Origin of the sequence: Amycolatopsis magusensis (assembly GCF_017875555.1) — a bacterium.
GTDB lineage: Bacteria > Actinomycetota > Actinomycetes > Mycobacteriales > Pseudonocardiaceae > Amycolatopsis > Amycolatopsis magusensis.
In genome coordinates this window covers 5,441,709-5,453,506 of the sequence record NZ_JAGGMS010000001.1, presented here as the reverse complement: position 1 = coordinate 5,453,506, position 11,798 = coordinate 5,441,709, and the positions used below count along the sequence as shown (strand labels likewise).

The window sequence follows — 11,798 nt, the reverse complement described above, 5'->3', positions numbered from 1 at the left end:
GCTCAGCCGAAGCGCTCGACCAGGTCGGTGATCAGCAGGAACAGGAACAACGCCGAAGCCGCGCCGAGCAGCGAGTTCGACAGCCAGCCCGACCGGCCGTCGCGCTCCACGCGGGTGGAGTTCAGCAGCAGCATCAGCGTGATCGCCAGGAACGGCATGAACACCGAGCCCAGCACGCCGTAGACCAGCGTGAGCCCGAACGGCTTGTCCAGGAACAGCAGGAACATCGGCGGGAAGGTCAGCCAGAGCAGATAACCGCGGAACGGCAGGGACTTCTCCACCGAGGTGGCGCGGTAGGCGGCGGTGTCACCGGCCTTCTCCTCACCGGGCACCACCGCGGTGACCAGTTCGGCGCGGCGCCCGTGCGGCAGCCGGATGGCGCGGGTCCAGTCGGCGAACAGCAGGCTCACCCCGTTCCACACGCCGAGCAGCGAGGTCGTGGTGACCGCGAGGAAGCCGACCAGGAACAGGATGCGGGCCCACTGCCCGTACCGCTCCCCCAGTTCGTTGCCCAGGATCAGCAGGCCGCTGTCGGACTGGGTGAGCTTCTGTCCGAAGAGGATGGTCGAGCCGACGATCAGCATGGCCACCACGAAGATGCCGGTCATGAGGTACCCGACCGCGTTGTCCAGCCGCATCATCGACAGCCAGCCGGTGCCTTTCCAGCCCTTGGCGAACATCCAGTAGCCGTACGCCGCCATGGTGATCGTGCCGCCGACGCCGCCGATCAGGCCGAGCACGTACACCGTGGACCCGGCGGGCAGCTGGAAGGTCAGGCCCTTCGCCAGTTCGCCGAGGTCGGGGGTGACCAGGACGGCCACCGACACCACCGCGGCGAACTTGATCAGCACCAGCACGGTCATGAACTTCTCGAAGAAGTGGTAGCGCTGCGCCCAGACCAGTGCCAGCCCGAGCACCCCGGCGATCATCGCCCAGCCGCGCACCGGCAAGCCGCCGAACAACGCGTTGAGCGGCAGGCCGACCGCCGACATCGCGGTGGCGCCGTAGACGAAGCCCCAGATGACGATGTAGACGCCGAAGAAGCCGGTGGCCCAGCGGCCGAGCCGCCGCCAGCCGTCGAGCAGCGTGGTGCCCGAGGCCAGGTGCCAGCGGCCGACACCCTCGCCGAGTGCCAGTTTGAGCACGGTCCCGATGAGCGCCGCCCACAGCAGCAGCGTGCCGTACTGGGCGCCGGCGACCATGGTGGCGACCAGGTCCCCCGCCCCGACTCCGGTGGCCGCGGCCAGCAGGCCCGGTCCCAGTCCCCGGAAGCGCGCCTTGCCCGTCGGCGGTGTCAGCTGCGGTTCCGTCCCGGTGGCGGAAGTGTTCATGGCTCCTGCTCCTCGTTGCGCCGGAGATGTGTGCCGACGACCGTAGGAACGCGGGGCGCCCCCGGCCGCCCGTCTTCACCGTTTCTTAGGACGATGACCGGTAACGAATCGGACTCGCCTCACCCAGCCGGTAGCCGAAGCCGCGCACGGTGGCCAGCAGGCCGGGCCGGTCCAGCTTGCCACGCAGGGTCACCACGTGCGCGTCGAGCGCGCGGGACCCCGGCGCCTCGCCCCACACCTGCTCGATCAGCGCCTGCCTGCTCACCGCGGTGCCCGCCGCCCTGGCGAGCACCGCGAGGATGTCGAACTCCTTGCCGGTCAGGGCCACTTCGGCGGCACCGGCGGTGACCCGGCCCGCCGCGAGTTCGATGCGCACGTCCCCGACTTCGACGACCTCCGGCGCGGGCCGCGACCGCGGCCGCCGCCGGGCGACGGCTTCGATGCGGGCCAGCAGTTCGGGCAGGCGGACCGGCTTGACCAGGTAGTCGTCGGCACCCAGGCGCAGCGTGCGCACCACGTCGCGTTCCGCCGAGCGGGCGGTCATCACCAGCACCGGGAGTTCGCTGGCCCGCCGGAGTTCCCGCAGCACGTCCAGTCCGTCGGCGTCGGGCAGGCCGAGGTCGAGCAGCACCAGATCGGCGTCCTGCCGCAGGGCGGCGACTTCGGCGGCCACGCGGGCGCGGACCGCGCCGTGCCCGGCGGAGACCAGCGCGTCGACCACCGCCGCCGCCACGCCGTCGTCGTCCTCGACCACCAGGATCCGCACTACGAGTCCTCGATTCGCCCGGGCACCGCGGCTGAGCTTAAGTGTGTGTAGTCATCCCGCTCCCTGGGCACCCCGGGGCGGTCTGTCGAGTGTGGAGGTTCGCCGGTGGCACGTGCCACGTCGCTCGATTTCGCCCGTGCCGAACTCGACGCCGCCGGGATCACCGGCTCCGGACTGCGCCGCGCGTACGGCCGGTGCCGCGAACTGAACGCCCGCCACGGGCGCACCTACTTCCTCGCCACCCGCCTGCTCCGCCCGGCGCAGCGCCCGGCGGTGCACGCGCTCTACGGGTTCGCCCGCTGGGTCGACGACCTCGTCGACGAGCCCGCCCCCGGGGCGACGACCGCGGACCTGGCCGCCCGCCTGGACGAGGTGGAACGGGCGCTGAAGAACGCCTTCGACGGCCTCCCGCCCGAGGAGCCGGTGCTGGTCGCCGTGGCCGACGCGGTCCGGCGGCTGGCACTGGACCCGGCGCTGTTCAGCGCCTTCCTCCGGTCGATGCGGATGGACCTGACCGTGAGCGGCTACGCCACCCGCGAGGACCTCTACGACTACGTCCACGGTTCCGCGGAGGTGATCGGCCTGCAGATGCTGCCGGTGCTGGGCACGGTGACCGGCCGCGCCGAGGCCGCCGGGCCCGCGGCCGCGCTCGGCCGGGCGTTCCAGCTCACCAACTTCCTGCGTGACGTCGCCGAGGACCTCGAACGTGGCCGCGTGTACCTGCCCGCCGACGAACTCGCCGCGGCCGGGGTGGACCGCGACCGGCTGCAGCGGTGCCTGCGTGACCGGCGCGCCGACGCCGCGGTCCGTCGCGCGCTGGCCGAGCAGGTCGCGCTCACCAGGGCGGTCTACCGCGAGGCCGAGCCGGGGGTGGCCATGCTGCAACCGGCTTCGCGGCCCTGCGTCGCCACCGCCTTCGACCTCTACTCCCGCATCCTCGACCGGATCGAAGCCGCGGACCACGACGTGTTCGCCGGGCGCGCCACCGTTTCGCGCCCGCGGCGCGCGGCCGTGGCGGGGGTGGCGCTGGCCAGGGTCGCGCGGGTACGGGTGCGGGAAGCGCTGCCGGGAGCCCGGCGATGAACCGGTTCGAATACCTCGCGGTGCTCGGCGCCTGCCTGCTGGTGACCCTGCCGCTGGAGTGGCTCGGCCGCCCGGTCTACCGGCAGCCGCGGCGGCTGGCCGGCGCGGTGCTGCCGGTGGCCGCGGTATTCCTGGTGTGGGACGTCATCGCCATCGCCGGCGGGGTGTGGGGCTTCAACCCCGAGTTCGTCACCGGCCTGCTGCTGCCGTTCTCGCTGCCCGTCGAGGAACTGCTGTTCTTCCTGGTGATCCCGCTGTGCGGGCTGCTCACCTTCGAAGCGGTCACGGCCACCCTGGCCTGGGCACGGCGCCGGTCACGCGGGGGCGCCCGGTGATCGGCTACACCGTGCCCGCCGTGCTGTCGGTCCCCGTGGTGGTGGCGCTGGAACTGCTGGTGCTGCGGACCGGGCTGTTCCGGCAGCCGGCCTACTGGCTGACCATGGCCGTGGTGACCGCGTTCCAGATCCCGGTGGACGGCTGGCTGACCAAGCTCAGCGCACCGATCGTGACCTACGCGCCCGAGCACTTCAGCGGGGTGCGGTTCCCGTGGGACATCCCGGTGGAGGACTTCCTCTTCGGCTTCTCCCTGGTGACCGCCGTGCTGTTGCTCTGGGTGCGTCAGCAGCGGAAGGAGACAACGTGAAGCTCGGTCCTCGCGGGCTCGCCCGTGCCAAGGTGCCCGCCGCGTTCGACGGCGCGGCGGCGGCGTACGACCGCCTGGTCGGGGCCAATCCCGGCTACCACGAGCACCTGAGGCTGTCCGCGCGGCGGATGCGGTTGCCCGGCGGTGGTGCCGGGCTCACCCTGCTGGACGCCGGGTGCGGCACCGGCGCGTCGACCGCCGCGCTGCTTTCGGCGGCTCCCAAGGCGAACATCGTGGCCATCGACGCCTCCGGCGAGATGCTGCGGCAGGCGCGGGCGAAGTCGTGGCCGGACACGGTGAGGTTCGTGCACACGCGTGTGGAGGACCTCGACGAAGGCCCGTTCGACGGCATCCTCGCCGCGTACCTGCTGCGCAACCTCGACGATCCGGACGCGCAGTTGCGGCGGTTCGCCGACCTGCTGCGGCCGGGCGCACCGCTGGCCGTGCACGAGTACTCGGTGGCGGATTCACCGCGGGCGCGGCTGGTCTGGGACGCCGTGTGCTGGTCGATCATCATCCCCGCCGGGCGGCTGACCACCGGGGACGCCACGCTGTACCGGCACCTGTGGCACAGCGTCCGCACCTTCGACGGTGCGACGGCGTTCGAGGACCGCTTGCGCCGCAACGGTTTCGCCCGGGTGCACCGGGAGACCATGCCCGGCTGGCAGCACGGCGTGGTGCACACCTTCCTCGGCGACGCACCGGGAACCCGGGAATGACCGACCGTCGGCGGGTCGAGTACCCCGCGCCTCCAGGTCTCGCCCACGCCGACGCGTTGCAGCGCCGCCCGCGCGTGGCGGTCGTCGGTGGCGGCATCGCCGGGCTGACCGCCGCGACCGCGCTCGCCGAACGCGGTGTCGAAGTCGACCTCTACGAGCGCGAGTCCTACCTCGGCGGCCGGGCGGGCGGCTGGGAGACGACACTGGCGGACGGCACGCCCGTCACGATGAGCCGCGGTTTCCACGCGTTCTTCCGGCAGTACTACAACCTGCGCGCGCTGCTGCGGCGGACCGATCCGGCGCTCGTCCGGCTCACTCCGGTCGCCGACTACCCGCTGCTCGATGCCCAGGGCCGCACCGATTCCTTCCGCGGTCTGCCCAAGACGCCGCCGTGGAACGCACTCGTGTTCGCGCTGCGCAGCCCGACCTTCCGCCTGCGCGACCTCGCCCGGATCAAGGCGGCGGCCGCGTTGCCGCTGGCCACCGTCCGGGTGCCCGACATCTACCACCGTCTCGACGAAATCGACGCGGCCACCTACCTCGACCAGCTCAACTTCCCGGCCGACGCCCGGCACCTGGCGTTCGAAGTGTTCTCCCGCAGCTTCTTCGCTTCACCTTCGGACCTTTCGGCCGCCGAGCTGGTGACGATGTTCCACCTGTACTTCCTGGGCTCCTCGGAAGGACTGGTGTTCGACGTCCCGACCGACAGCTTCCCGGCCGCGTTGTGGGACCCGCTCGCCGCGTACCTCGGTGCCCTGGGCGTGCGCCTCCACCTGGGCACGCCGGTCGAAGCGATCGAACCATCGCGGACGGGTTTCGCGATCAATGGCTCCACAGTGGACGGTGTGGTGCTCGCCGCCGACGTGACCGGCCTGCGGTCCCTGCTCCAGGCTTCGCCGGGCCTCGGGACGCCGTCGTGGCGGGAACGGGTGCTCGGCCTGCGCGTGGCACCGCCGTTCTACGTCCGCCGCCTCTGGCTGGACCGGCCGGTCCGAGCCGACCGCCCGGCGTTCCTCGGCACCGGCAGCCTGCCGCCGCTGGACAACATCAGCGTGCTCGACCGGTTCGAATCCGAAGCCCGCAGCTGGGCCACGAAGACCGGCGGCTCGGTGGTGGAACTGCACGCCTACGCCGTCGAGCAGGACGCCGAAACCCTGCCGAAGCGGCTGCTCGCCCGGCTCCACGAGCTCTACCCGGAGACCGCGAACGCCCGGGTAGTCGGCGAACTGGCCGAATGGCGGCAGGACTGCCCGTTGTTCGGCCTCGGCGACTTCGCCCGGCGCCCCGCGGTCGAGACGCCGGTGCCGGGCCTGGTGCTGGCCGGCGACGGCATCCGCGTGGACCTGCCGGTGGCGCTGATGGAACGCGCGGCCACCACCGGCTGGCACGCGGCGAACCGGCTGCTCGCGGGCTGGGGACTGCGTGGGCACCCAACCTGGTCCGTGCCGAACGAAGGCCGTCTCGCGGTGTTGCGCGCGCTGGCCACCCGATCCGACAACGCAGGAAGGACGTGACGCCGTGCGCGTGAGCTGGCCGAGCGACTGGCCGATCCAGCCCATCCCACCCGAGCGCTGGGCCGCCCAGCGCCCCACCTTCGCCGACGCGAGGGCGACGGTGATCGAGTCGGCGCTGAGCCGCGCGCTGGACCGCCCGTCCGGCAACTGGTTCGTGCTGGCGGCGAGCCGGTCGATCCGCGCCGACCGGCCGTTCGGCTCCATGGTGGCCGGGCGGGAACTGGTGGCGTGGCGGGACGAGGACGGCGAAGTGCGCATCGGCCCCGGCGCCTGCCCGCACCTGGGCGCGCCGCTGAGCGACGCGCGATTGGACTGCGGGGCGCTGGTGTGCCGGTGGCACGGGCTGAAACTGTCCGGGAAGGGCGGCTACGGCTGGCGGCCGCTGCCCGCCTTCGACGACGGCGTGCTGACCTGGGTCCGGCTCGACGACATTGGCGGTGAGCCGCCGCTCGACCGGCCCGTGGTGCCCGCCCGGCCGGAGGCCGCGGCCAGCGTCGAAGCGGTGGCCACGCTGGAAGGCGTGTGCGAGCCGGAGGACGTGGTGGCCAACCGCCTCGACCCGTGGCACGGCGCGTGGTTCCACCCGTACTCGTTCGCCAGGCTCACCGTGGTCGAGGTCCCGCGGGACGACGACGACCGGTTCGTGGTGGAGGTGACCTTCCGCGTCGCCGGACGGCTCGGCGTGCCGGTGCGCGCGGAGTTCACCTGCCCCGAGCCGCGCACCGTGGTGATGCGCATCATCGAGGGCGAAGGGGAAGGCAGCGTGGTGGAAACCCACGCCACCCCGCGCGGCCCCGGCCCGGACGGACGGCCACGCACAGCCGTCATCGAAGCCACCGTGGCCGGTTCGTCACGCCCGGGCTTCGCCGTCGCGCGCAAAGCCGCGCCAGTCGTACGGCCCCTGATGAAGTGGACCGCGGCCCGCCTGTGGCGAGACGACCTGGCCTACGCCGAACGCCGCTACGCCCTACGCACCAAACCCTAACCCCACACTCGCGCACCCGAACCCCACATTCGCGCACCCGAGTTGCACACTCAGGCAGCCGAACCCCACATTCACGCAGCCGAGTTCCACGTTCGCGCACCCGAGTCACACATTCGCGGCTTCCGACCAGCCCAGTGGGGAATGCTATGAGTGGGGCATTACTAGCATTCAACGCAAGTAATGCCCCACTCATAGCATTCAGGCCGGTCAATCAGGCCAGGAGTAGTTGCGGCAGCACCATGGTGAGGATGGTGAAAGCCGGGCCGATCAGCACCATGGCGAAGCCCCAGGCGGTGAGCCGTTTCGACAGCAGGGGCCGCTCCGGTTCGGCCGCCGAGGCGACGATCGTGGCGCCGGTGGTGGAGAAGGGCGCGCAGTCCACCAGCGAAGCCGAGATGGCCAGCGCGTAGATGAACCCGGTCATCTCCAGCCCGCCGCCCGCCACCAGCAGCGGTACAGCCAGCGGGATCAGCGCGCCGAGGATGCCGATGGTGGAAGCGAACGCGGACACCAGACCGGCGATCACGCAGATCACCAGCGCCGCGACCAATGGCACGTTCACCGAGCGGGCCAGCTCCCCGAGCTGGTCGATCGCGCCCAGCCGGGTCAGCACGCCGACGTAGGTGAGGATGCCGCCGAGCAGCAGGATCGTGCCCCAGTCGACCTTCGACACCGCACGGCGGCCGACGTCGGGCACCAGCAGCGACAGGAACACCGCGAGCGTCAGCGCGACCACGCCGAGGTTGACGTCCACGTCGAGCACGGTCAGCGTGAAGAAACCCGCCACCAGCAGGAAAAGCGTCACCAGCACGGTCACCTGCGTGCGGTTGATCGGCGGCGCGGGCGTGGTGAGCACCGCGGTACCGCCGCCGCCACCCGCCTCCGGAGTCTCCTCGCGTGACCGGCGGAGCAGTTCCGGCCCGCCGAACATCAGGAACGCGACCAGCACCACCAGCGCGTTCACCCCGACCGACAGCCCGAACATCAGCCCCGCGTGGTACGGCAGCCCGGCGTCCTCGGCGATGGTGGCCACGGTGATGCCGTTGATGCTGGTCGGCGCCAGCGCGCCACCGACGATCGCCGAGCTCATCGCGATGCCCATCAGCGTCGGGCTGATCCGGTGCGTGGTCGCCAGCGACATCGCGATCGGCACCACGGCGAAGGCGGCGTGCGAGGTACCGAGGCAGGCCACCGCGGTGCCGATCAGCCACATCGCCCACGGCAGCAGCGCCACCCGCGGGCCGACGAGCCGGATCGACCGGTCCACCAGCCAGTCGATCGTGCCGGTTTCCCTGGCCATGCCGAACAGGTAGGTGATGCCGAGCAGGATCAGCAGCGCGTCCACCGGGAACGCGTCGAGGATCTCGTCGAGTCCCTCACCGACCACGCCGATGCCCACGATGAACGCGGCGACCAGCGCCAGCGCTCCCATGTGGACGTTGCGGATGGCGGAAATGGCGAACACGGCCGCAAAGACGACCAGCGCGACGATCTCGGCGCTCATGCTCCCGGCTCCTTCCGGCTCTGGTGCCCAAATTCGAGGTCGGTGAGGCGCACGAGTCCACCCGCCGCGACGGCCCGGCGCAGCCGCGCGCCACCGAGCCGGTAGTACGGCGCGACACCGTCCTCGGGCGCGACCATCACCGGGGCGACGTCGTTGATCTCGTGGTGGTGACCGGTCACCTGGAACGAGGTGCCGGGTTCGAGCGCGGTCACCGCCCGCGCGGCCAGCAGCGTGGTGGGCTGCGGGCGAGGCGTGACACCGGCCCCGCTGACGGCGGCGTGGATGGTGAGCGGTGTTTCCACGCCCATCGCGTGGTACGGCCAGTAGAAGCAGGCGTACCTGCCGTCGCGGCTGACCACGTGTCCCTTGCCGCGCAGCAGTTCCCAGGTCACCGGATCGCCGGTGCGGACCACCGCGAACACCCCGCCGGCGAAGCTGGCCTCACCCGGCAGGCGCAGGGCGGAGAACACGTCGACCACGCCGTCACGGCCGAGGATGCCGCCGTCTTCGCGGGCGGCGTAGATGTCGGCGAGTTCGGCGATGCGGGCCACCGGGTAGTGCAGGTCTTCCCGGTCGGGCACGGCACCGGTGCGCATGGCGACCACGGTCATCTCGCACAGGTCGGCGGCGGCCGAGCGCTTGAGCCCATCGACGAGCGCGGCCCGGCGGCTCAGCGTCTCCCGCGGCTCCGGGCCCAGGTCCAGCAGATCGGCCATCCCCGGCGCGTCGATGCTCACCCCGGCCTGCGTCACCGTGCCGGTGGCCGGGTCGAAGACCAGGTCGTACTCCCCGGACTTGCCGATGGCGACGATCTCCAGGCCGGTGGCCGAAACCCAGTCGACGAGGCGCAGCAGGTTCGCCGGCTGGTCGCCGTCGCCGGGCAGGTAGCGCAGCCCGGCCGCGGCCGCCTTGTCCGCCAGGTCGACGCCCGCGACGGTGTCGACCTCCTTGCTGACCATCACCACGTGCACGCCGTGGTCCAGCGCGGCCTCGGCGTAGGCGGTGCCCACCCCGACCTGGCCGGTCGCTTCGACCAGCACGTCGATGCCGGACCAGTCGAGCGCGGCGCCGTCGGCGACCACCGCGGCTTCGAGGCCGAGTTCGGCCAGTGTGCGCCGCATGCCGGCCGGGTCGGGCTCGACGAGTGCGGCGGGGATCAGCTCGGGCGTGCGGCGCAACTGCGCCAGCAGTGTGCGGCCGTAACCGCCGTTCGCCCCGGTCAGCGCGATCCGGACCGGCTCGTGGCCCCGCGCGGCATGGGAGTGGATCACCGTTGCTCCAATCTGAGGGCCGTACTGTGACGCACGATCTAGATTTTTACAAACTTGCACCAAATCTTCACATGAGGTGTGATGGGCACATGCTAGGAGCCATCGCCGACGACTTCACCGGCGCCACTGATCTGGCGATCACTGTGCGCCGCAACGGGTACCGGGTCGCGGTCGCGATCGAGGACCACGACCCGGGTGCGCAGGCCCGCGCGGGCCTCGACGCCCTGGTCATCGCGCTCAAGACCCGGACCGCGCCGGTCGACGAGGCGGTGCGCACCTCGCGGGCGGCGCTCGAGCGCCTGCGGCAGTGGGGTGCCCGCCAGGTCTACGTGAAGTACTGCTCGACCTTCGATTCCACCGATCAGGGCAACATCGGGCCGGTGCTGGACGCGGTCGCGGACGAGCTGGGCGCCGAGCGGGTGGTCGTCGCGCCGTCACTGCCCGCCAACGGCCGCACGGTCTACCACGGGCACCTGTTCGTCGGCGGTGACCTGCTCGAACACTCGTCGATGCGGCACCACCCGCTCACCCCGATGACCCGCTCCCGAATCGCCGACCTGCTCCGGCCGCAGACCCCGCACGCCGTCGCGGAACTCCACCACGAAACAGTGCGCCAGGGCCCGGAGGCGGTGCGCGCGGCCCTCGCCGCCGAGTCCGCCCGGTATGTCGTCGTCGACACGATCGACGACGAGGACCTGCGCGTGCTCGGTGCGGCGGTCTCCGACAACCCGCTGCTCAGCGGCGGCTCCGGCCTCGCCTGCGGCCTGCCCGCCCGGGAAAGCCCGGCCGACGACTGGCAGTCCATTCCGGACACCGGCCGGGTGGTGCTGTGCGGCAGCGCGTCGGCGACCACCGGACGGCAGATCGCCACGGCCGCCCGTTCCCAGCCGGTGCGGCGGGTCGATCCACGAGCGGCCGTGCACGAACCGGACGCCGAGGTCGAGCGCATCGTCGACTGGGTCCGCGCCCAGGGATCCGGCCGTGTGCCGGTCGTCTACGCCGCCGGTGAGCCAGCCGACGTGCTGTCCGAAGTAGACGGACAGCCGGTCGCGCCCGCGGTCGAGAAGGTGCTCGCCCTTACCGCACAAAGGCTCGTCAGCGAAGCCGGAGTCACCCGGCTGCTCGCCGCCGGCGGGGAAACCAGCGGGGCGATCGTGCGCGCGCTCGGTGTCGGACTGCTGCGCATCGGCCCCGAGATCGCTCCCGGCATCTGCTGGAGTGGCGCGGTCACCGACGGCGGGCAGGAAGTCGCGCTGGCGCTCAAAAGCGGCAACTTCGGGCCCGACGACCTGTTCACCTCCGCCTGGGACCGGCTCGCGTGAGCGCGCTCGAAGACCTGCTCGCGGCCGGTGTCCGCGTGGTCGGCGAAGGGCTCAGCCCGGGGACCAGCGGCAACCTCAGCGTCCGGGACGGGGACCGGATCCTGCTCAGCGGCACCGGTGTGTCCCTCGGGCGGATGCGGCCGGAGCAGGTCGCGGTGCTCGACCTGCAAGGCCGTCACCTCGAAGGCGCGAAGCCGTCGAAGGAGTGGCCGCTGCACGTCGCCTTCTACCAGCGCGATCCCGGGCACCGGGCGGTGGTCCACGTGCACTCGCCGTCGACCGTGGCGGTGTCCTGCCTGCGGCCGTGGTCCGACCACAGCGCGGTCCCGCCGCTCACCCCGTACTTCGTCATGCGCGTGGGCCAGACGCCGCTGCTCCCCTACCGCCCGCCCGGTGATCCCGGGCTGGGCGAGGATCTGCGCGACTGCCCCTGGGAACTGCGCGCGGCGTTGCTGTCCAACCACGGTTCGGTACTCGCCGGCGCGAAGCTCGACGAAGCCGTCGACCGGGCCGTCGAACTCGAGGAAGCCTGCCGGATCACGCTGCTCACCGACGGGCTCGCGCGCCGGGAACTCGACGCCGACGCGATCACGGCGCTGGCGCGGCAGTGGTCCAGTCCCTGGGGCACGCGAACTACACTCGGCACCCCGAGGAGGTAGT

12 protein-coding genes are annotated in these 11,798 nt (G+C 72.0%); 8 read left to right on the top strand and 4 right to left on the bottom strand.

What is annotated here, in order from left to right:
• Window positions 1–2: 2 nt before the first annotated feature.
• Entirely contained in the window at window positions 3–1,331 is a 1,329-nt protein-coding gene (locus tag JOM49_RS24495; RefSeq protein ID WP_209666579.1) for an Nramp family divalent metal transporter, read from the bottom strand.
• Window positions 1,332–1,416: 85 nt separating this feature from the next.
• Entirely contained in the window at window positions 1,417–2,097 is a 681-nt protein-coding gene (locus JOM49_RS24490) for a response regulator transcription factor (RefSeq protein ID WP_209666578.1), read from the bottom strand.
• A 105-nt stretch (window positions 2,098–2,202) separates the two neighbouring features.
• On the opposite strand from JOM49_RS24490, the gene JOM49_RS24485 reads away from it, so the two are divergent.
• From JOM49_RS24485 to JOM49_RS24460, 6 genes are read left to right on the top strand one after another with little or no spacing between them, the layout of a single operon-like run.
• Window positions 2,203–3,180 (top strand): phytoene/squalene synthase family protein, encoded by a 978-nt coding sequence (locus JOM49_RS24485; protein WP_209666577.1) that lies wholly within the window; start codon window positions 2,203–2,205, stop codon window positions 3,178–3,180.
• On the top strand, window positions 3,177–3,515 hold the full coding sequence (locus JOM49_RS24480) for a lycopene cyclase domain-containing protein (RefSeq protein ID WP_209666576.1): 339 nt from the start codon (window positions 3,177–3,179) through the stop codon (window positions 3,513–3,515). Before JOM49_RS24485 ends, JOM49_RS24480 begins: the two co-directional genes overlap by 4 nt.
• The gene (locus JOM49_RS24475) at window positions 3,512–3,823 is read left to right on the top strand and encodes a lycopene cyclase domain-containing protein (RefSeq protein WP_209666575.1); all 312 of its coding nucleotides are present in this window, start codon (window positions 3,512–3,514) and stop codon (window positions 3,821–3,823) included. Before JOM49_RS24480 ends, JOM49_RS24475 begins: the two co-directional genes overlap by 4 nt.
• Window positions 3,820–4,542: a class I SAM-dependent methyltransferase gene (locus JOM49_RS24470; RefSeq protein WP_209666574.1), complete on the top strand. Its 723-nt coding sequence runs from the start codon at window positions 3,820–3,822 to the stop codon at window positions 4,540–4,542. The genes JOM49_RS24475 and JOM49_RS24470 overlap by 4 nt, the downstream gene beginning before the upstream one ends.
• On the top strand, window positions 4,539–6,056 hold the full coding sequence (locus JOM49_RS24465; protein ID WP_209666573.1) for an FAD-dependent oxidoreductase: 1,518 nt from the start codon (window positions 4,539–4,541) through the stop codon (window positions 6,054–6,056). Before JOM49_RS24470 ends, JOM49_RS24465 begins: the two co-directional genes overlap by 4 nt.
• Window positions 6,057–6,060: 4 nt before the next feature.
• On the top strand, window positions 6,061–7,041 hold the full coding sequence (locus JOM49_RS24460; RefSeq protein ID WP_209666572.1) for a Rieske (2Fe-2S) protein: 981 nt from the start codon (window positions 6,061–6,063) through the stop codon (window positions 7,039–7,041).
• Between the two features lie 211 nt (window positions 7,042–7,252).
• Here the strand turns inward: JOM49_RS24460 and JOM49_RS24455 are convergent, their stop codons facing one another.
• Together JOM49_RS24455 and JOM49_RS24450 are read right to left on the bottom strand one after the other, a co-directional pair.
• Window positions 7,253–8,545 (bottom strand): SLC13 family permease, encoded by a 1,293-nt coding sequence (locus JOM49_RS24455; protein ID WP_209666571.1) that lies wholly within the window; start codon window positions 8,543–8,545, stop codon window positions 7,253–7,255.
• Window positions 8,542–9,816 (bottom strand): homoserine dehydrogenase, encoded by a 1,275-nt coding sequence (locus JOM49_RS24450; protein ID WP_209666570.1) that lies wholly within the window; start codon window positions 9,814–9,816, stop codon window positions 8,542–8,544. The genes JOM49_RS24455 and JOM49_RS24450 overlap by 4 nt, the downstream gene beginning before the upstream one ends.
• 89 nt (window positions 9,817–9,905) lie before the next feature.
• On the opposite strand from JOM49_RS24450, the gene otnK reads away from it, so the two are divergent.
• Window positions 9,906–11,138: a 3-oxo-tetronate kinase gene (otnK, locus tag JOM49_RS24445; RefSeq protein WP_209666569.1), complete on the top strand. Its 1,233-nt coding sequence runs from the start codon at window positions 9,906–9,908 to the stop codon at window positions 11,136–11,138.
• Window positions 11,135–11,797 carry a class II aldolase/adducin family protein gene (locus JOM49_RS24440; RefSeq protein ID WP_209666568.1) on the top strand — a complete coding sequence of 221 codons (663 nt, stop codon included), beginning with the start codon at window positions 11,135–11,137 and terminating at the stop codon, window positions 11,795–11,797. Before otnK ends, JOM49_RS24440 begins: the two co-directional genes overlap by 4 nt.
• Window position 11,798: the final 1 nt, after the last annotated feature.